This is a genomic window from Ruegeria sp. J8 (genome assembly GCF_056531925.1).
The window spans coordinates 65,714-85,066 of record NZ_JBQFMR010000011.1 but is presented as its reverse complement, the minus strand read 5'-3'; the positions used below and the strand labels follow the sequence as shown (position 1 = coordinate 85,066).

Annotated in this window: 22 protein-coding genes; 12 read left to right on the top strand and 10 right to left on the bottom strand. The window is 58.3% G+C overall.

Going from position 1 to position 19,353, the window contains the following annotated elements; genetic code table 11:
* Positions 1 to 28 precede the first annotated feature (28 nt).
* Positions 29 to 625 (bottom strand): LysE family translocator, encoded by a 597-nt coding sequence (locus tag ACR0L1_RS19890; protein WP_170787112.1) that lies wholly within the window; start codon positions 623 to 625, stop codon positions 29 to 31.
* Positions 626 to 697: 72 nt separating this feature from the next.
* Between ACR0L1_RS19890 and ACR0L1_RS19885 the strand changes: the two genes are divergently transcribed.
* Both ACR0L1_RS19885 and ACR0L1_RS19880 read left to right on the top strand, forming a co-directional pair.
* On the top strand, positions 698 to 1,150 hold the full coding sequence (locus ACR0L1_RS19885) for an Lrp/AsnC family transcriptional regulator (protein WP_170775197.1): 453 nt from the start codon (positions 698 to 700) through the stop codon (positions 1,148 to 1,150).
* A 118-nt stretch (positions 1,151 to 1,268) separates the two neighbouring features.
* The gene (locus tag ACR0L1_RS19880) at positions 1,269 to 1,847 is read left to right on the top strand and encodes a PA14 domain-containing protein (RefSeq protein WP_170775195.1); all 579 of its coding nucleotides are present in this window, start codon (positions 1,269 to 1,271) and stop codon (positions 1,845 to 1,847) included.
* A gap of 29 nt (positions 1,848 to 1,876) precedes the next feature.
* Here the strand turns inward: ACR0L1_RS19880 and ACR0L1_RS19875 are convergent, their stop codons facing one another.
* Complete coding sequence (locus ACR0L1_RS19875) at positions 1,877 to 2,839, bottom strand: L-malyl-CoA/beta-methylmalyl-CoA lyase (RefSeq protein WP_480860508.1); 963 nt, start codon at positions 2,837 to 2,839, stop codon at positions 1,877 to 1,879.
* 295 nt (positions 2,840 to 3,134) lie between these two features.
* On the opposite strand from ACR0L1_RS19875, the gene dgcN reads away from it, so the two are divergent.
* The 3 genes from dgcN (at position 3,135) to ACR0L1_RS19860 (ending at position 6,035) form a co-directional block, all read left to right on the top strand.
* A complete protein-coding gene (dgcN, locus tag ACR0L1_RS19870; RefSeq protein ID WP_170787116.1) occupies positions 3,135 to 4,136 on the top strand; it encodes an N-acetyltransferase DgcN in 1,002 nt (333 codons plus the stop codon).
* Between the two features lie 62 nt (positions 4,137 to 4,198).
* The gene (gene dgcA / locus ACR0L1_RS19865) at positions 4,199 to 5,164 is read left to right on the top strand and encodes an N-acetyl-D-Glu racemase DgcA (protein WP_480860507.1); all 966 of its coding nucleotides are present in this window, start codon (positions 4,199 to 4,201) and stop codon (positions 5,162 to 5,164) included.
* A 10-nt stretch (positions 5,165 to 5,174) separates the two neighbouring features.
* Positions 5,175 to 6,035 carry a D-amino-acid transaminase gene (locus tag ACR0L1_RS19860; protein ID WP_480505512.1) on the top strand — a complete coding sequence of 287 codons (861 nt, stop codon included), beginning with the start codon at positions 5,175 to 5,177 and terminating at the stop codon, positions 6,033 to 6,035.
* A gap of 43 nt (positions 6,036 to 6,078) precedes the next feature.
* On the opposite strand, the gene ACR0L1_RS19855 is transcribed toward ACR0L1_RS19860, so the two are convergent.
* The 3 genes from ACR0L1_RS19855 to ACR0L1_RS19845 all read right to left on the bottom strand — a co-directional run bounded on the left by ACR0L1_RS19855 (position 6,079) and on the right by ACR0L1_RS19845 (position 7,503).
* The gene (locus ACR0L1_RS19855) at positions 6,079 to 6,393 is read right to left on the bottom strand and encodes a DUF1244 domain-containing protein (protein ID WP_480505514.1); all 315 of its coding nucleotides are present in this window, start codon (positions 6,391 to 6,393) and stop codon (positions 6,079 to 6,081) included.
* A 73-nt stretch (positions 6,394 to 6,466) separates the two neighbouring features.
* The gene (locus ACR0L1_RS19850) at positions 6,467 to 6,706 is read right to left on the bottom strand and encodes a DUF6868 family protein (RefSeq protein ID WP_480505516.1); all 240 of its coding nucleotides are present in this window, start codon (positions 6,704 to 6,706) and stop codon (positions 6,467 to 6,469) included.
* 59 nt (positions 6,707 to 6,765) lie between these two features.
* On the bottom strand, positions 6,766 to 7,503 hold the full coding sequence (locus tag ACR0L1_RS19845; RefSeq protein ID WP_170356079.1) for an N-formylglutamate amidohydrolase: 738 nt from the start codon (positions 7,501 to 7,503) through the stop codon (positions 6,766 to 6,768).
* Positions 7,504 to 7,636: 133 nt separating this feature from the next.
* On the opposite strand from ACR0L1_RS19845, the gene pyk reads away from it, so the two are divergent.
* The 6 genes from pyk (at position 7,637) to ACR0L1_RS19815 (ending at position 12,999) form a co-directional block, all read left to right on the top strand.
* On the top strand, positions 7,637 to 9,082 hold the full coding sequence (gene pyk / locus ACR0L1_RS19840) for a pyruvate kinase (protein ID WP_170787126.1): 1,446 nt from the start codon (positions 7,637 to 7,639) through the stop codon (positions 9,080 to 9,082).
* 210 nt (positions 9,083 to 9,292) lie between these two features.
* Positions 9,293 to 9,730 carry a universal stress protein gene (locus ACR0L1_RS19835; protein WP_170775177.1) on the top strand — a complete coding sequence of 146 codons (438 nt, stop codon included), beginning with the start codon at positions 9,293 to 9,295 and terminating at the stop codon, positions 9,728 to 9,730.
* A gap of 14 nt (positions 9,731 to 9,744) precedes the next feature.
* On the top strand, positions 9,745 to 11,295 hold the full coding sequence (locus tag ACR0L1_RS19830; RefSeq protein WP_170787128.1) for an alanine/glycine:cation symporter family protein: 1,551 nt from the start codon (positions 9,745 to 9,747) through the stop codon (positions 11,293 to 11,295).
* A 183-nt stretch (positions 11,296 to 11,478) separates the two neighbouring features.
* Positions 11,479 to 11,679, top strand: a complete 201-nt coding sequence (gene rpmI / locus ACR0L1_RS19825) for a 50S ribosomal protein L35 (protein WP_010443552.1) — start codon at positions 11,479 to 11,481, stop codon at positions 11,677 to 11,679.
* A gap of 14 nt (positions 11,680 to 11,693) precedes the next feature.
* Positions 11,694 to 12,059 carry a 50S ribosomal protein L20 gene (gene rplT, locus ACR0L1_RS19820; RefSeq protein WP_008756009.1) on the top strand — a complete coding sequence of 122 codons (366 nt, stop codon included), beginning with the start codon at positions 11,694 to 11,696 and terminating at the stop codon, positions 12,057 to 12,059.
* Between the two features lie 163 nt (positions 12,060 to 12,222).
* Positions 12,223 to 12,999, top strand: a complete 777-nt coding sequence (locus ACR0L1_RS19815) for a methyltransferase domain-containing protein (protein WP_480860503.1) — start codon at positions 12,223 to 12,225, stop codon at positions 12,997 to 12,999.
* Between the two features lie 104 nt (positions 13,000 to 13,103).
* Here the strand turns inward: ACR0L1_RS19815 and ACR0L1_RS19810 are convergent, their stop codons facing one another.
* Positions 13,104 to 14,495 carry an aminotransferase family protein gene (locus tag ACR0L1_RS19810; RefSeq protein ID WP_480505522.1) on the bottom strand — a complete coding sequence of 464 codons (1,392 nt, stop codon included), beginning with the start codon at positions 14,493 to 14,495 and terminating at the stop codon, positions 13,104 to 13,106.
* Positions 14,496 to 14,710: 215 nt separating this feature from the next.
* Between ACR0L1_RS19810 and ACR0L1_RS19805 the strand changes: the two genes are divergently transcribed.
* Positions 14,711 to 16,339, top strand: a complete 1,629-nt coding sequence (locus ACR0L1_RS19805; protein ID WP_480860501.1) for an acyl-CoA synthetase — start codon at positions 14,711 to 14,713, stop codon at positions 16,337 to 16,339.
* Here ACR0L1_RS19805 and ACR0L1_RS19800 read toward each other — a convergent pair.
* Genes ACR0L1_RS19800 through ACR0L1_RS19785 form a run of 4 tightly spaced genes read right to left on the bottom strand, consistent with a single transcriptional unit; the run spans position 16,336 to position 19,226 of the window.
* Positions 16,336 to 16,677: a DOPA 4,5-dioxygenase family protein gene (locus ACR0L1_RS19800; RefSeq protein ID WP_480860499.1), complete on the bottom strand. Its 342-nt coding sequence runs from the start codon at positions 16,675 to 16,677 to the stop codon at positions 16,336 to 16,338. The genes ACR0L1_RS19805 and ACR0L1_RS19800 overlap by 4 nt on opposite strands.
* Before the next feature lie 54 nt (positions 16,678 to 16,731).
* The gene (maiA, locus tag ACR0L1_RS19795) at positions 16,732 to 17,394 is read right to left on the bottom strand and encodes a maleylacetoacetate isomerase (RefSeq protein ID WP_480860498.1); all 663 of its coding nucleotides are present in this window, start codon (positions 17,392 to 17,394) and stop codon (positions 16,732 to 16,734) included.
* Positions 17,395 to 17,412: 18 nt separating this feature from the next.
* Entirely contained in the window at positions 17,413 to 17,610 is a 198-nt protein-coding gene (locus tag ACR0L1_RS19790; RefSeq protein ID WP_170775163.1) for a DUF2783 domain-containing protein, read from the bottom strand.
* Between the two features lie 5 nt (positions 17,611 to 17,615).
* Complete coding sequence (locus tag ACR0L1_RS19785; RefSeq protein WP_480860496.1) at positions 17,616 to 19,226, bottom strand: FAD-dependent oxidoreductase; 1,611 nt, start codon at positions 19,224 to 19,226, stop codon at positions 17,616 to 17,618.
* Positions 19,227 to 19,353: the final 127 nt, after the last annotated feature.

The window sequence follows — 19,353 nt, the reverse complement described above, 5'->3', positions numbered from 1 at the left end:
ACAGCAGTTTTCCGCACCAAAAGGCTGTCTAGCCCGGCCACAGGATCGGGTAGAGCGACAGGACCAAAAGCGCGGCCATTGTCCAGTTGAACACCACCAGCCTTCGTGCGTTTGTCAGCAGCCGGGCCATCTGCTGTCCCAGTACTGTCCATGTGCTGACCGAGGGGAGGTTCACCGCACCAAACACCAAAGCAACAGTGATGATCGCGCCCATCGTGTGGTTGGGCGTGTAGACCGTCGTCGCCGTCAAGGCCATTGTCCACGCTTTGGGGTTGACCCACTGGAAAGCGGCGGCTTGCCCAAATGTCATTGGCGTTCCTTCGGTTTCGCCCCTGGTCGCTGGCGCGGCGTGGGCGATTTTCCATGCAAGCCAAAGCAGATAGGCGACGGACAGAATTTTCAGTGCGCTGTGCAACAGGGGTACCCGCATAAAGACCTGCGCCAGGCCGGCTCCCACCAATAGAACCATAACGGTGAACCCGATCCCGATGCCCAGCATATGCGGGACGGTGCGGCGAAACCCGAAATTCGCACCCGAGGCCATCAGCATCAGGTTATTCGGCCCTGGCGTGATGGACGAGACGAAAGCAAACATCATCAATGCGAAAAGCAGATCATAGGTCATTGCAGGATAATTGTCCGATCCACAGCAAATGAAATTGCGAAATCGCGCAAGTTTTTCTAAGTTTCGCAATGAATGGCGAAGATTGACCAAATAAACCAACATTTATTGCGTGAGCTGTCACGCGACGGGCGTATCAGCAATCTGGAGCTTGCCGACCGGGTGGGCCTGTCTCCCTCGGCCTGTCTGAGGCGGGTGCAGGAGTTGGAGCGCGTGGGTGTCATCCAAGGCTATCGGGCGGTTCTGAACCCAGCGGCATTGGGTGTTGGGTTCGTCGCCTATATCGGAGTTGGGCTGGGCGAGCATACCAAAGCTGCACAAGAAGGGTTCGAACGCGCTTTGCAGCGTGCCCCTGAAGTGGTGGAATGTCACAACATTACCGGAACGATTGAATACCTGCTGCGGGTGGAGTGCGCGGACCTTGCCTCGTACAAAACGTTCCACACCGAAGTGCTGGGTACATTGCCGCATGTGACCTCGATCACGTCCTATGTGGTGATGGATTCGCCCAAGGATTTGCGTGCCTAACAGCGCAAATGTGAATTTTAACTGTCTTGCGAGGTTAATTCTCACATCCTAGTGTTTATCCAATGTTCTGACCAAAATGGGGGTTAACCCCAATGGGACCACACTCAGGGAGAAGACCATGAAATTCGCTCAGACCGGAGCGCTGGCCGTGACCCTGGCGATGATCGCCGGGATGGCTGTGTCCGCGCCGCTGAAATTGCAACCTGCCAATCCTCAGCCAAGCCCCAAAGCGGGTTTGAATGTGAAATATGCGTGGGAGGGGAACCCGCCGCGCAAAATCCAGAACCTGTCAAAAGTTGAGTTTTTGTTGAAAAAGGCCGAGCCTGGCCCGCCTTTAATTGGGCTCGACTATCGCGACACGAATGAAGGGGACCCGGTTCTGACTTACAATCAGGCGTTCAATGTGGCGGCTGAAGTCACCGGTTATATCAAGTTCGATTCGCCTGGAATCTATGAATTAGAAACATGGTCCAATGACGGCATTGACGCTTGGGTCGGCGGTCAGCAGATCGGCTATGTGAATGGTCGACAGGGCTGTGAAGCCAATCAACGCACAGAGGTTGAGGTGCCCAAGGCCGGTTGGTATCCGCTCAACATCAAGTATTTCCAGAAATACGGAACCTCTTGCCTGATGATGAAATGGGGCAAGCAGGGCGAGCGGTTCACCTGGACGCCAAACAACGTGTTCGGCAGGTAAGAAAGGCGCCCCGCGGGGCGCCTTTTTCGTCAGCCATTTGCAGCGATCAGCTCGGCCTGTGCCACGATCACCTCGGCCTGCTTGATCGAGGCGATATCGACCAGACGTCCTTTGTAAACGGTTGCGCCTTCGCCATTGGCCTTGGCCTGTTCCATTGCCGCCAGTATCTCGCGGGCCTCTGTAACCGCCTCGTCCGAAGGGGTGAAGACCTGATTGGCCAGAGGGATCTGCTTGGGGTGGATCGCCCATTTGCCCACCATACCCAGCGTGGCCGAACGTTTGGCCTGCGCGATATAGCCCTCATCATCCGAGAAATCGCCGAACGGGCCGTCAACGGGCAGCACGCCATGGGTGCGGCAGGCGGCGACGATGGCCGCCTGTGCCCAATGCCACGGATCGGACCAGTGCTTTTCGCCCTCGCGCAGCATGTAATAGTTTTCCTGCGTGCCGCCGATACCGGTGGTCTGCATCCCCATCGAGGCCGCGAAGTCTGCCGCCCCAAGGCTCATGGCCTGCAGGCGCGGGGATGAGGCCGCGATGGCTTCGACATGGGCGATACCAGCCGCGGATTCGATGATGACCTCAAAGCTGATGGGCCTGGTGCGGCCCTTGGCGCGCTCGATCGCCGTGACCAGCGCGTCAACGGCATAGACGTCCTCCGCACAACCCACCTTGGGTATCATGACTTGGTCCAGACGGTCGCCGGCCTGTTCCAGCAGATCAACCACGTCGCGATACCAGTAGGGCGTGTCGAGGCTGTTGATGCGGACGGACATGTATTTGCCGCCCCAGTCGATTGTGTTCAGCGCCTCGATCACATTGGCTCGGGCCACATCCTTGTCAGTGGGTGCAACGGAATCCTCAAGGTCCAAGTTGATCACGTCGGCGGCCGAGGCGGCCATTTTCGGGAACAGCTTGGTGTTCGAACCGGGACCAAACAGCTGACAACGGTTTGGGCGGGCAGGGGCGGCGGGTTGAAGGCGAAAGCTCATCTGGACCTCGTGCGGGAAAGGAAATTGCGATTTTGTTGGCTTATCTGGTATTAAATTGCGCAACGCGGCGCAAGCGTCTTTGTGCAGGCGCGGCAATGCATTCGCAGCATTCCCCAAAATACGCTGTGTCGTGGGCGGTTAAAGTTTAATCACTTTGGAAACTTGAAAAGTCTTTGCGCATTTTCGGCAAACTGCGCAAAATTCTCCCAACCCAACTGACGTTGACAGAAGGATTCGCGAAACTCTCGCCTGCCGGCTCCACTAGCCTGCGTCGGAATCAAAGGAGTGCACCGCAATGATCGAGACACCGTATCTGTTGTTTTTGGGCGATGCGCCCGACCAGTTGGCCGCAAAAGTCGCCATCGGCATCCGGGACTGGCGTCCCGAGAACGCCGTGGGCCAGTACCGGATGGAGGGTTGCAAGGCCGATCTGGGTATGACCGACCTGACTCTGGCCGAGGCCAAAGCCGCCGGCGCGAAAACGCTGGTCATTGGCGTTGCCAACCGGGGCGGCGTGATCAGTGCGGCGTGGAAGAAAGTGCTGATCGAGGCGCTCGAGATGGGGTTTGATCTGGCCTCTGGCCTACATAACCTGTTGCGCGACGAGGGCGATCTGGTGGCCGCGGCGCAAACCCACGGCTGCACGTTGCACGACGTGCGTGTGCCGACTGTTGGCTATCCGATTGCCAATGGTAAAAAGCGCAGCGGCAAGCGGTGTCTGGCCGTGGGGACCGATTGTTCGGCAGGCAAGATGTACACCGCCATGTCGATGGATGCCGAGATGCGCAAGCGGGGCATGAAATCCACTTTCCGCGCCACGGGGCAGACGGGCATTCTGATCACCGGGCAGGGGGTTCCGCTGGACGCGGTCGTGGCCGATTTCATGGCCGGTGCGGTCGAATACCTGACGCCAGAGAATGACGCCGATCACTGGGATCACATCGAAGGGCAGGGGTCACTGTATCATGTGTCCTATTCCGGTGTGACTATGGCGCTGATCCACGGCGGTCAGCCCGATGCGCTGATCCTGTGCCACGAGCCTACGCGGACGCATATGCGTGGCTTGCCCGAGTATTCCCTGCCGTCGCTGCCGGATCTGCGTGACGCGGCGCTGCCGCTGGCGCGGATCGCCAACCCGGCCTGTCAGGTTGTCGGTGTGTCGATTAACACCCAGAACCTAAGCGAAGACGACGCGCGTGCCTATATCGCCGAGGTTGAGGCCGAGTTAGGCTTGCCCGCCACTGACCCGTACCGCTTTGGCGCGGGTAAGCTGGTTGACGCGCTGGCGGCGCTGTAACACGGTCTGGCAAAGATTTTTCGTCGAAAAATCTTGGTCGCTCTGCTGGGGAAAGGTGTGTGATGCGGATAGACATTTCGCGGGATGTGTTTCGGTTGGCGCAGGTGTTCACCATCTCGCGCGGGTCGCGGACCGAGGCCAAGGTGCTGACCGTTCGGATCTCGGACGGGGTGCATCAGGGCTGGGGAGAATGCGTGCCCTACGCGCGCTATGATGAAACGCTGGAGTCGGTTGAAGCCGAGATCGCGGGTCTGCCGGCAGACATCACCCGGCAATCGCTTATGGACCTGCTGCCCGCTGGGGCGGCGCGAAATGCCGTAGACTGTGCGCTGTGGGATCTGGAATGCAAGCGTGCGGGCAAACGGGCGTGGGACTTGGCCGGTTTGCCAGTTCCGGGCCCCGAGATCACCGCATATACTCTGTCGCTGGACACGCCCGAGGCGATGCAGGCGCAAGCAACCGCCAACGCGCATCGTCCGCTTCTCAAGATCAAGCTGGGCACACCGGACGACATGCCCCGGCTTGAAGCTGTGCGCGCGGGCGCGCCGAACGCACGGATCATCGTCGACGCGAATGAGGGTTGGTCGGCCGCTGTTTATGCCGACCTTGCCCCGCATCTGGTGCGTTTGGGTGTGGCTCTGGTCGAGCAACCCTTGCCTGCCGGTGAAGATGACGCGCTGATCGGAATGGAACGTCCGGTGTCTGTGTGTGCCGACGAGTCCTGCCATGATCGCAGCAGCCTACCCGGTCTTAAAGGCAAGTACGACGTCGTCAACATCAAGCTCGACAAAACCGGCGGTCTGACCGAGGCGCTGGCATTGCGGGAACAGGCACTGTCCGAGGGCTATAAGGTCATGGTCGGTTGCATGGTTGGCAGCTCGCTTGCGATGGCCCCTGCGACCTTGTTGGCACAGGGTGCGGTGGTAACGGACCTTGACGGCCCGCTTCTTCTGGCCGAAGACCGCACCAACCCGCTGATTTTTGATGACGCCGGAGTGCATCCGCCAAAAGCGGCGCTCTGGGGCTGAGGAGAGTGACATGACCCGCACCGTTTACGTGAACGGAGAGTACCTGCCCGAGACCGAGGCCAAGGTTTCGATCTTTGACCGTGGTTTTCTGATGGCCGACGCCGTTTATGAGGTGACCAGCGTGCTGGACGGCAAGCTGATCGACTTTGAAGGCCACGCGGTGCGTCTGAAACGCTCGCTGGACGAGCTGCAGATGGCCGAGCCATGCAGTAAGGATCAACTCCTGGCTATTCACCGCAAACTGGTCGAGCTGAACGGGATCGAAGAAGGCCTGATCTACCTGCAGGTCTCGCGTGGCAGCGACGGGGACCGGGATTTTGTATTCCCTGCGGCTGACACCAAGCCGACGCTGGTTTTGTTTACGCAGAATAAGCCTGGCCTGGCCGACAGCCCGGCTGCGCAGAAGGGGGCCAAGATCATCTCGATCGACGATATCCGCTGGGGCCGCCGCGATATCAAAACAGTGCAGTTGCTGTACCCGTCGATGGGCAAGATGATGGCCAAGGCTGCCGGGTGCGATGATGCGTGGATGATCGAGGATGGCTATGTCACCGAAGGCACCAGCAACAACGCCTATTTCGTCAAGAACGGCAAGATCGTGACCCGCCCGCTGTCCAACGACATCTTGCACGGGATCACCCGCAAGGCTGTGTTGCGTATGGCTGCCGAGGCGCAGATGGAAGTCGAAGAACGCCTGTTTACGATCGATGAGGCGAAAGAGGCGGATGAAGCGTTCACCACCTCGGCCAGCGCCTTTGTCATGCCGGTAGTTGAGATTGATGGGGTTTCGCTGGGCGACGGCACGCCGGGGCCGATTGCCAAACGCTTGCGTGAGATTTATCTGGATGAAAGCCGCAAGGCGGCGATCTAAGCAAAAGGCCCGCCAAACCGGCGGGCCTTTTTGATTTCAGCGTTCAACCTTTTTTGGTGACGTTTTCGTCAAAGGCGACCTCGAAGGCGGCCTGTTTTTCGGCACTGGCTTCGGTCTGATAATTGGCTTTCCACTCATCCATGGTCATGCCGTAGAAAATTTGACGGGCTTCGTCTTTGCCCATCTCGATGCCCTTTTCACTAGCAGCTTCCTGATACCAGCGCGACAGGCAGTTGCGGCAGAACCCGGCCAGATTCATCATGTCGATGTTCTGCACGTCGGTGCGGTCTTCCATCAGGTGCTTTTGCAACCGGCGGAAGGCTGCGGCCTGAAGTTCGATTTCGGTTTGCTTGTCCATGCGCTGACTCCGGATGACAGTATCGTTGTCCTTGACCTAGCGGTCCGGAGGCGATGTTTCAACAAACAGGATGTCAGGCCAGTTTAAAGGCCAGCCAAGGTACGATGCAAAAGATCAATGTAAGGATCTTGTAGTTGGCCAGATACCGGAAATACGCTCGTTTCACTTCCGACCGCTCCATCTGGAATAACTTGCTGTGAATGCCCGCAATCTGCTCCTGCAGCAACAGGACCATTAATGCTGTAAACAACAGCACCGCGATGTTCAGCGCGGCCATCCAACCAAAAACAGAGGTTGCGAATTCCTGGGTCATGGCGATCCCCTTTCGACGAATATATGGCGATCAGGTGGTATACTCACAATGACGTGTGATCAAAGGTCGCTGGTATCCAGTGCGTCCTGTAGCACAACGGCCAAACGTTCCGCCCAAGCCCGTTGTCCAGCGTGATCGGCGATCAGATCATTGCGCAGCTCGATCAGGGCATTGGGGCGACCAAAGGCGGTGCAGTGCTTGTCGATAGCATCTCCGGGCAGGACACCGGTATAGGGTTCGTTTACGCCGACGCACAGGTCGTCTTCTGCCTGCAACCGGGTGATCAGCGGGCGCGCAAAACGCTCGTCCGGGGTGTGCAAAACGCCCACATGCCACGGGCGTGGGTCGCGCCCCCGCAGCTGTCGGGTAAAGGAGTGCATGGACACAATCACCGCATGGGGTAAGGCCGCCAGCTCGGCCAAAGCATTGTGATAGGGGCGATAACACATGTTCAGCCGCCGTTCCCGCTCGGCTGCGTCGGCGTGACGATTGCCGGGGATGATCGACCCATCATACAGCTTCATCAGCAGGGTCGGGTCATCCTCACCCCGGTTCGGGTCGATCACAAGACGCGAGAAATTGGCCGCGACCACAGGCGCGTTCAGGATTTCTCCAAGATGTTTCGAGACCTCGTACGCCCCCACGTCATAGGCGATGTGACGCTCCATATCCTCGCGCGGCAGGCCGAGGTCTCCGCCATTGATGTCGTGCGGGACGGTGTTAGTGGCGTGGTCACATGTGATTAGCCAGCGCGACGGGCGATCAGCGCCGTGGATAAAAAACGGAGAATACGTCATAAGCCTGTCATCTTGTTTGTCGCAGGTGTAGGGCAGTTGCTTTGAAAAGGGAATTGCGCAATAAGCAGCTTGAAGTGATGTTTGCGGTAACATTTACGCGACACCTAAAGAAAACGTGAGGAGAGCACCACCAATGCGACGCCTGAGAAATGTGAAAATCGTGGCGACGCTGGGTCCGGCGTCGAATGACTATGACATGATCCGAGCTCTGCACGAGGCCGGGGCGGATGTGTTCCGCCTAAACATGAGCCACGGTAGCCATGATGAAATCCGCGAGCGGCACAGGATCATCCGTCAGGTTGAAAAGGATCTGGACAGCCCGATCGCCATTCTGGCCGATTTGCAAGGACCGAAACTGCGTGTCGGCGTCTTCGCCAACGACTCTGAAGAATTAGAAGAAGGCGCGGCCTTCCGGCTGGACCTTGACCCCGAGGCCGGGGATATCAACCGCGTTTGCCTGCCGCACCCCGAGATTTTCGCGGCGCTGGAACCGGGCGCGCGTCTGCTGGTCAATGACGGTAAAATCCGCCTGATCGTACAGGATTGCGGTCAGGATTTCGCCAATTGCACGGTTGAGGTCGGCGGCACGATCTCGAACCGTAAAGGGGTGAACGTGCCCGATGTGGTGCTGCCGCTGGCGGCCTTGTCGGCGAAGGACCGTGACGATCTGGAATTTGTCTGCCAATTGGGCGTCGACTGGTTGGCGCTGAGCTTTGTGCAGCGTGCTAAGGATGTGTTCGAAGCCCGCGGGCTGGCGGATGGGCGCGCTTCGATCCTGTCGAAGATCGAAAAGCCAGCGGCGGTTGAGGCGTTTGACGACATCCTCGATGCGTCTGACGGGATCATGGTCGCGCGCGGCGATCTGGGGGTCGAACTGCCGGTATCGGCCGTGCCGCCGATCCAGAAACGTTTAGTGCGCAAGTGCCGGGGCGCGGCCAAACCAGTGATCGTGGCCACGCAGATGCTTGAAAGCATGATCGAAAGCCCCATGCCCACGCGGGCCGAGGTCTCGGACGTGGCGACGGCGATATATGAGGGCACTGACGCTATCATGCTCAGTGCGGAATCGGCTGCGGGCTCTTACCCGGTCGAAGCGGTCCAGACCATGAACAAGGTCGCCATCGAGGTTGAGGCCGACCCGACCTATACGCAGATCATAGCGTCATCGCGGACCGCGAAAGGCACGACAATTGCAGACGGTATCGTGGCGGCGGCCCGCGAGATTGCGGAAAAGACGGATATCAAAGCGATCTGCTGTTTTACTCAAAGCGGGACCACGGCCTTGTTGACAGCGCGCGAGCGTCCTGGAGTGCCAATCATCGCCATGACCCCTGCGAAGGGCACGGCCCGCCGCTTGTGCCTTAGCTGGGGCTGCCACTGCGTCATGACACCAGAATTGGAGCGGTTCAAAGGCGCGGTTGTGAACGCGGCCCGCGCCGCTCGGTCGGGTGGGTTCGCAGCTGAAACCGACCAGATCGTGGTCACCGCAGGGGTGCCATTCAACGTTCCGGGCACGACTAATATTCTGCGGATTGCACCGTGTGATGAGCGTTTGATCTATAACACGGATCCCGGGTGATAGGTGGTTTGCCTTAATTTTGGGCAAAAAAAGAATATAAAAAACATATATATAGAAAAATAGGAGGGGAAACTTTCAGTTTCCCCTCTATTTTTTGGTGTTTTTCTCGGATACTGGTTCGCGTGGGCGGTCAATTTAAAAAGTTCCAGACTCCGACTGCCCGGCCGGGGGCACGGGCCTCGGTATAATCAACAAAATTGGAGGAACACCATGACAACCAAGATTGTCATCGGACTGGACGGGACAGAAACCGGAGAACGCGCGATCGCATTTGCCAAAGATTTGGCTGAGCGGATCGGGACGTGTGAATTGCTGGTGGTTTATGTCATCGAATGGTCCCCGTTTACATTTCAGACACCGGAAGAAAACGCCCTGCGTCACAAGCGCCGCGAGGAAGAGGTTGAACTGGCCACAACGCGTATCATCGCGCCTGCGGTCGATGCGCTCAAAGCCGCCGGGTTCGAGGCACATGGTATCGTGCGTCACGGCGACGTTGCAGAAACGCTCAACAAGATCACCGTCGAAAACGGCGGCACACAAATCATCGTAGGACGCGCCTCCGCCGATGGGTTCAAGAAACGCCTGTTTGGCAGCTCGACCCAAAATCTGGTCATGCATGCCGATGTGCCGGTCACGGTCGTGAACTGATGGGAGAGACAAGAATGAGAATGCTCAAACAATTTGGCGCTTTCGCCGCTGGAGCCTTTGCCGCTGGTCCTGCCCTGGCGCAAGAGGCTCCGGGTCTCGACGAAAAGATCAATCAGGCGTTCGCCGATTTCACCGGCCCCTTCGTCAGCTTCATCTTCGCACCGTTTCCGGGAACCGGTTTCCCGTGGATCGTAGGTTGGTTGGTGATCGCCGCCACGGTGTTCACAGTTTATTTTGCCTTCGTGCAATTGCGCTTCTTCAGCCACGCGATCAGCCTTGTCAAAGGCGACTACTCCGACCCCAATGATGCAGGCGAGGTCAGCCACTTTCAGGCGCTTGCAACGGCGCTGTCGGGTACAGTCGGCCTTGGAAACATCGCCGGCGTGGCGGTGGCCATCGGTATCGGCGGGCCGGGTGCTACGTTCTGGATGATCGTCGCAGGTCTGCTGGGAATGGCCTCGAAATTCACCGAATGTACGCTGGGTGTGAAGTACCGCAACGAATACGAGGACGGTACCGTTTCGGGCGGTCCGATGTATTACATGTCCAAGGGGTTCAGTGAACTGGGCTTGCCGGGCGGTAAGATTCTGGCCGTTCTGTTCTCGATCTTCTGTATTCTTGGCGCGCTGGGTGGGGGCAATATGTTCCAGGCCAATCAGGCGCACCAGCAGATCGCGGGCATTGTCGGAGACTATCCGGGTTGGATCACAGGTCTGGTCTTTGCGGGTATCGTCTTTGCCGTGATCGTAGGCGGCCTGAAATCCATCGCCAGCGTAACCGAGAAGGTCGTGCCCTTCATGGGTGTCATGTATGTATTGGCCGCGTTGGTCATCATCATCATGCACGCGGATCAGATCGGCTGGGCTTTTGGTCAGATCTTTGCAGGTGCCTTCACCGGTCTCGGCGTGGCTGGCGGCATGGTCGGCGCGCTGATCCAGGGCTTCCGGCGTGCGGCGTTCTCGAACGAAGCAGGCGTGGGTTCTGCGGCGATTGCGCACTCGGCTGTGCGGACCAAGGAACCGATCACAGAGGGCTTTGTGTCACTGCTCGAGCCATTCATCGATACAGTCGTGATCTGTACCATGACTGCGCTTGTGATCATTATCACTCAGCAGCTGATCGTCGATCCGGCAACCGGCAACTACATGCTGAACGAAGCGGGCAATGCGATTGCCACGGTCGATGGCAATACCGGCGTCAGCCTGACCTCAGCGGCGTTCGGCAGTGCGTTTGGCTGGTTCCCGTTCATTCTGGCTATTGCCGTGGTACTGTTTGCCTTCTCGACCATGATCAGCTGGTCCTATTACGGCCTCAAGGCCTGGACCTACCTGTTTGGTGAGGGTCACACCAAAGAGCTGGTCTTCAAGATCATCTTCTGTGTGTTCGTAGTGATCGGTGCGGCGGCCAACCTTGGCCCGGTCATCGACTTCTCGGATGCGGCGATCTTTGCCATGGCGGTTGTGAACGTCTTCGCGCTGTATTTCCTGATGAAGATTGTACGTCAGGAGCTGGCGAGCTATGCGGCCCGGTTGAAAAGCGGCGAAATCCGCAAGTTCGGTCACTAAAACCTTTCACCGGGGCGGCCCGCGTCGCCCCGGTGCCTGACCAGCCGCAAAATAAGCAGATTCTGGTCCAAACCCCCTTGCCAGTATGATCGAACTTGCGTAAACGGCGCTTCTGATCGCGTGACCGGCCGAGATGGCATGCCGAGTCGCGTCTGAAACCGAACCCGAGAATAGGAGACGGAAATGCCTAAGATGAAGACCAAGTCGAGCGCCAAGAAGCGCTTTAAGGTGACTGCGACCGGTAAGGTCCTTGCTGGCCAGGCCGGCAAACGGCACGGAATGATCAAGCGGACCAAGAAATTCATCCGCGACGCCCGTGGCAACACCACCCTGTCCGCCCCCGACGCCAAGATCGTCAAGGGCTACATGCCCTACGACCGCTAAGAGGAGATACCAACATGTCCCGCGTTAAAGGTGGAACCGTAACTCACGCCCGTCACAAGAAGGTCATCAAGGCCGCCAAAGGTTACTATGGCCGCCGCAAGAGCACCTTCAAGGTTGCCCGTCAGGCCGTCGACAAGGCCAACCAGTACGCAACCCGCGACCGTAAGAACCGCAAGCGCAACTTCCGCGCGCTGTGGATCCAGCGCATCAACGCTGCTGTCCGTTCGCACGACGAGGCTCTGACCTATTCCCGCTTCATCAACGGCCTGAACCTGGCCGGTATCGAAGTGGACCGCAAAGTTCTGGCCGACCTGGCCGTGCACGAACCGGAAGCGTTCGGCGCGATCGTCGCCAAAGCCCAGGCCGCTCTGGCTGCCTGACCCTCTGCTACAGAGACAGTGAATGAAAGGCCGTCCCGTTTGGGGCGGCTTTTTTGTTTGTGCAATTGTCCGAAAGTTGGCTCTGCCCTTCCGGCAGACTTCTTTGTCGGAAAATGCTAGATGTTGAACCACTGTTTAAATTGACAAGTTCGGTGTCGGTAACATGCTTGAGTTTGATGAAGAGACAACCCGCCTTTTAGATAGTGTTTATGAAGGCGCCGACGTAACGCGTCGACGTCGAGGGTCATTTGATGCGCTGAAGCCTGCCCCCGGTGAGGTCATTGCGGACATAGGATGCGGCAACGGCCTATTAACGGCAGAGCTTGCTCGGGCAGTTGGCAGAACCGGTCACGTCACAGGAATTGATCCCAGTTATGCTATGCGGCTTTCGGCCAAAAAGAGGTGTCAGACCTATGACTGGGTCGAGATCGTTGAAGGTGAAGCCGGGCAACTTCCCGTCAAAGATGTCTCGCTTGATAAGGCCGTTTCAGTACAGGTGTATGAATACCTGGACGATATTCCGGCAGCGGTGGCCGAAGCCTATCGGTGCTTAAAACAAGGGGGACTGCTGGTTATCGGCGATATTCATTTCGACAGTTTGATATGGTTCAGCGAAGATCCCGCTCGGATGGCGCGGATGGTAAGAGCTTGGGATGAGCATTTTGTGGAGAGAGAAGTACCTGCCCTATTGCCTCCAATTCTGACGGATGCTGGTTTTGCAGTAGAGGGCGTGGCGCCAGTCACCATTTGTGATACTCACCTCCGGCCCGATGGGCTGGCCAATATGATGATTGTCCTGATGGAAAAGTTCGCTAAGTCCAAGCGGCTCGTGCCAGAGGCGGAAGCAACTGCCTGGGCGGATGAACAGAGAGCGCTGGCCGTGCAAGGAAAGTTCTTCTTTTCGCTAACTCATTTCGTCGTCAGCAGCCGAAAGCTATAGCGACTTAGCAGTGGAACTGTACTCAGTTGGCTTTATCTCGAGGTGACCACAAAAAAAAACCGGTGCCATGGGCACCGGTTTCTGGGCTGTAATCAACTATTAGTCTACCCAAACACACGCCCCAGCGCACCATCGACGGCATCGGTGATCTGGTCGATATCGTCCGGCGTCGCGATCAGCGCAGGCGAGAAACACAGCGTGTTGTTCCGGCCCGGAACCGAGCGGTTGGTGACGCCGATGATCACGCCCTGCGCCATACAGTCGGCGACCACGGCCTGCGCCATCTTTTCGTTCACCGGCTCGCGGCTTGCGCGGTCCGAGACCAGCTCAGCACCAAGGAACAGGCCCTTGCCGCGCACGTCGCCGATGACCTTATGCTTTTCCATCAGCCCCTGCAGGTTGCCCATCATACGCGCGCCCATGTCGGTGCAGTTCTGCAGAAGGTTCTCATCCTCGATGATCCGCATGTTTTCGATCGCTGCCGCCGGGCCTGCGGTGCAGCCGCCAAAGGTCGAGATATCGCGGAAATAGTTCATCGGGTCGTCGGCATTGTCCTTGAACATGTCAAAGATTTCCTCGGTCGTGACCATACAGGCAATCGCCGCATAGCCCGAGGCGACACCCTTGGCCATGGTCACAAAGTCCGGCTTCACGCCATATTGCTGATAGCCGAACCATGTGCCGGTGCGGCCAACACCACAGACAACTTCGTCGATATGCAACAGGATGTCATACTTGTCGCAGATCTCCTGCACGCGCTGCCAATACCCTTCGGGGGCCTCAATCACGCCGCCGCCGGCGGTCACAGGCTCAAGGCACAGGGCACCCACAGTGTCGGGGCCTTCGCGCAGGATGACCTCTTCGATCTGGTCGGCGGCCCATTCGCCGAAATTCTCTTCGGGTGCGCCGTCCAGCTCGTGCTTGCGGTATTCCATGCAATGGGGCACACGCACGAAATCCGGCGCAAAGGGGCCGTATTGCGCGTTGCGCTCGTCCTGACCGCCCGCCGACATCGCCGCCAGGGTCGAGCCGTGATAGTCGCGGTCGCGATACAGAATCTTGGTCTTCTTGCCGCCGTATTTCTTGTGGGCGATCTGACGGACCATTTTGAAGGCTTTCTCATTCGCCTCAGAACCCGAGTTCATATAGTAGACACGGCTCATTCCCGGCATCTTGCTGATCAGTTTTTCCGCAAAGATCGAGCCCGGAATCGACCCGGCCGAGTTGGCGAAATAGCACAGCTTCATCAGCTGGTCGTAGACCGCCTTGCAGATCGATTCGCGGCCATAGCCCACGTTGACCGTCCAGACCCCGCCGGATACGGCATCCAGATGTTCCTTGCCGTTCTGGTCCCAAACGCGCATCCCCTTGCCCTCGACAATGATGCGCGGGTCGTTGGTTTCAAACGGTTTATGCTGGATCAGGTGGTGCCAGATATGGGCGCGGTCGGCCTCGACCACGCGGGAAAGATCGTTTTCGTTGAACGTGCCGTCCATGACATGTCCTTTCGCAAAGTGTGGGTGCGTAAGCGGCGGAGCAGGAGCCCCGGCCCTTGACTATTCGATGGCTCAGATCACCGCGAAAGACCATCGGTATATAGGGCCAGATTGCACTATCGCGTATTGCCAGTCTATGTCGTATTCATACGGGTTTGTCAGGCGCGCGTCTTTGTGATCAAGTCGCGCGACAGATACTGAGGGAGGATGCGCTGATGACCGCGGCAAATATCTATGAGCGTCATTTGGACAAGGGCAGGGCGAACTACACGCCCCTGTCACCGCTGAGCTTCATCGACCGCACGGCTCAGATCTACCCAGACTACCCGTCCGTCGTTTACGGCGCGCGACGTTATAGCTGGGCGGAAACCTACGCGCGCTGTCGCCGAATGGCCGGTGCTTTGGTTGCGCGGGGGATTGGCAAGGGCGACACCGTATCAATCATCGCGGCTAACATCCCAGAGATGTACGAGGCGCATTTCGGTGTCCCCATGACCGGCGCCGTTCTGAACGCCATCAACACAAGGCTGGATGCCCCGATCATTGCCTTCATCCTGAACCACGCGGAATCCAAAGTACTGCTGGTCGATCCCGAGTTCTCGGGCGTCGTGAAAGAGGCGCTGACGCAGGTCGATCACGATCTGCTGATCATTGATATCGAAGATGACAGCTATGAGGGGGGCGAGAAGCTGGGTGCGCTGACCTATGACGCTCTGCTGGCCGAGGGGGATCTCGAATACGCGTGGTCTCTGCCGGGTGACGAATGGGACGCGATCACGCTGAACTATACCTCTGGTACCACGGGTAACCCCAAGGGGGTTGTCTATCACCACAGGGGTGCGGCCCTGAACGCACAGTCGGACCTGCTGGATTGGGATATGCCCAAGCATTCGACCTATCTGTGGACGTTGCCGATGTTCCACTGCAACGGCTGGTGTTTCCCTTGGGCGATGGCGGCCAATGCAGGCGTCTCGGTCTGTTTGCGCGCGGTGCGGGCCGAGCCGATCTATGCCGCTTTCCGCGACGAAAAAGTCACTCATTTCTGCGGCGCACCCATCGTGCTGAACATGCTGGCCAACGCACCCGAGGCACTCAAGGATTTCGACCAGAAGATCAAGGTGATGACCGCAGGGGCCCCGCCCCCTGCCGCCGTGATTGCGAATATGGAAGGGATGGGGATCGAGGTTACACATGTCTACGGCCTGACCGAAACCTACGGTCCATCGGTCGTCTGCGCCTGGAAAGATGAGTGGAACGAAAAACCGGCCCATGAGCGCGCTGCGCTGAAGGTCCGGCAGGGGGTGCGCTACACGGCACTGTCCGGTCTGATGGTGGCCGACCCTGAAACGCTGGAGCCGGTCCCTTCCGACGGGGAGACCATGGGCGAGATCTTCATGCAGGGCAATGTGGTGATGAAGGGCTATCTCAAGAACCCCGATGCCACCGACAAGGCGTTTAACGGCGGCTGGTTTGCCTCGGGTGACCTGGGGGTGATGCACCCCGACGGCTATATCGCGCTCAAGGACCGGTCCAAGGACATCATTATTTCGGGAGGCGAGAATATCTCATCGGTCGAGGTCGAGGATATCCTCTACAAACACCCCGCTGTGATGGAGGCTGCCGTGGTTGCCCGCCCCGACGAGAAATGGGGTGAGACACCGTGCGCATTTGTCGAACTCAAACCCGATGCACAGACGACTGACGCAGACATCATCGCCTTTTGCCGCGATCACATGGCCCATTTCAAGGCTCCCAAAACGGTGGTGTTCGGGCCGCTGCCCAAGACTTCGACGGGAAAGGTGCAAAAGTTCAAGCTACGCGATCAGGCCAAGGCTCTGGGCTAAGTGCCCGTTCGATCAAAGATCGTCAGGTCCAACGCCAGCATTTCGCCCATCCAGATGGCACGACCCCGGTGATCCTCAAGATGCTGGCCAGTTTCGGGATGCGTAAATATGGTTAGCCCTTGTCGGTTCAGCATCAGCCATGGAATGACCTGATCAAACGCGTCGGGCGCAAAAGCCAGCTGACAGCTCCAGCGCGGATGTGGGCCAACGTTCTTGGCGTGCATTCGGCCGACCTCAACAGGGAACAAGCGGCCCGCCTCTTCGCAAAGCTGTTGCGCGACTGTTTGAGAATGAGCATCGAAATAGACATGGGCGTGATAGCCGGTGATTTCGGGCATAGGGGTCTCCATCCTTGCTGAGACGACTAAAATAGACCAACGCCGGGCGTTTCCCTATCCGCGTGGGTACACAGACCCTGTGCAGTCAGTCGCGTGCCGATCCGGGTGAGCTTGAGCAAAAGCAGGCAGGTCTGCGCAAGCAGTGTCGACACCCAGGATACGGGGCAACTCGGTCAGGTCGACCTGCCAGCGTCGCGCATTGTACATCTGCGGGATTAGACACAGATCGGCCAAACCGGGCTGAGTGCCGGTACAATAGGGGGCTTGTTCGAAGCCGTTCAGCAATGCTTCGAACGCCAGCAGGCCGGGACGGATGAAATGGCGCATCCAATCGCCCGGCATGCCTTCGGCTCTGCCACTTAAGGCCGTTGCGTGGCGCGCGACCGACAGGTTGCAGACCGGATGCAGATCTACGGCGATGGATTGCGCCAATGCCAACGCCTGCGCGCGGGCCGCTGGCTCGGCAGGCAGCAAGCCCATACCGCGGGTCTGGTCCAGATAGTCGATGATCGCCAACGACTGGGTCAGACGCAGCCCGTCTATCTCAAGAACAGGTACCAGACCTTGCGGATTGCGGGCCAGATGCACGTCGGACCTGTGATCGCCCGCCACCAGGTCGACCGAAACTGCCTGATACGAAATCCCGGCGAGGTTCAGCGCGATACGCACCCGATAACTGGCCGAGGACCGCCAATAATCATATAGGATCACACTCATCCGGATCTCCCTACTAGATCAATCCCCAGGCAGCGTGGCCGTTTTCAAAGCTTGTGACAACACCTCGGCATCACCGATGTGGTTGGCCAGAACCAAGATCAGCCGCGCATTCAACGCGTCGCTTTCGTCCTTTCCCAGCCCTTCATGCGAGGCTAGCAACTGCGCATAGAAGTCGTCCGCGCTGTCGAAATTGGGGGTGAGGATCAGATCAGCCATCCTGCTTACTCCTTTCCTGTGGCCCGGCGCATCGCCTGCCGGAACGCGTTTTCTTCGAAATTGTCCCGCCGCGCCGCCACATGTTGGTCTGGGCGGATCAAATAGACGGCACTGGTCGCATCGCCCAGATAGCGGCGCTTCAGCTCAAGCGTCAGGTCATCCTTGACCGAAAGTGCGAGTCGTGTGGCCTCGACTCCGTCTTCTTCGATCCGGTCGGGAGCGTCAGCGTCGATGGTCAGCAAAGTGAATTTGCCCGCCAGTTTTGACAACAAGAATTCGTCGCCCAATGGCGCATCAGGGCAGGCCGCGCCGGGGCAGGTCGGGTCCGGCCCGCTAAGCGCATCAGCCGAACTGAGCGACGATCCCTCGTAGGTACACGGCGTACTCAGCCGCCCGGAATTGACCAGCGGGCGTGCGAATTCGTAGTGCTCGCTCAGGTCTAGAACTGCATCGCGCATCAGGCGCGACATCTCGGATTTCGGCGTGATGAAATCGGTCGAGCGGGTAGAGTTCTGGATATTCTCATCCGCTGCCTGCACGCGCTCGCGGCTATAGCTGTCCAGCAGCAGTTCGGGTGCCTGTCCGTCGATGACTAGCTTCAACTTCCAGCACAGATTGTCGGTGTCCTGAATTCCCGAATTCGCCCCGCGCGCGCCAAACGGGCTGACCTGATGGGCGCTGTCCCCTGCAAAGAGCACACGGCCATAGCGGAACCGTTCCATCCGACGGCATTGGAACGTGTAGATCGAGACCCATTCAAGCTCAAACACCACATCCTCACCCAGCATTGCCTTGAGGCGCGGGATGACGTTTTCGGGGCGTTTCTCGCGCTCTTTGTCGATGTCCCACCCCAGTTGCAGATCGATGCGCCAGACATTGTCGGGCTGTTTGTGCAGCAGTGCAGACTGACCCCGGTTGAAGGGGGGGTCGAACCAGAACCAGCGCTCGGTGGGGAAGTTGGCCTCCATCACCACATCCGCGATCAGGAAATTGTCTTCGAATACCCGCCCGTCAAAATCCAGCCCCAGCATCCGGCGGGTGGGAGAATGCGCGCCATCGCACGCAATCAGCCAGTCGGCTTCGACGTTATAGGGGCCTTCTGGCGTTTCGACCTCAAGTTTAACATGGTCGTCATGGGTGCCGATGGCTTCGACCTTGTTGCGGCCCCGGATTTCGATCGGGGCACCTTCGGCCTGCAAGGCGCGAACGCGGTCGACCAGAATATTCTCAAGATGATATTGTTGCAGGTTCACGAAGGCAGGGTTGGCAAAGCCTTTTTCGGGCAGCAAGTCGAACTCATAAACTTTGCGGTCGTCGAAAAAGACCTTGCCTGCTTCCCATTGAACCCCGGTTTCTGCCATCGGTTTGCCACAGCCCAGCCGGTCGGCAATATCCAATGTACGTTGTGAAAAGCAGATCGCGCGGCTGCCGAAACTGACCTTGTCATTGTCATCCAGCACCACGACCTCGACCCCTTGCTGCGCCAGATCGATGGCGGCGCTCAGGCCAACGGGACCGGCGCCCACAACGATCACCTTGTGGCGCACAGGCGTTGCAGTGTCCTGATCCGGGCTGCGATCATACGCATAAAGGGGTGTTTCGAAGATCTTGTTCATAGGCTCTCTCCCCGGTGCCTTGGCGCGAAACTCCGTGTCTCTGGCGGGACTGGGCCAGAGGGTCTTCCCGAATGGTTCCATCGAAACTCCGGCCGCAAAACGATCTGGATCAAATGCGACGCTATGT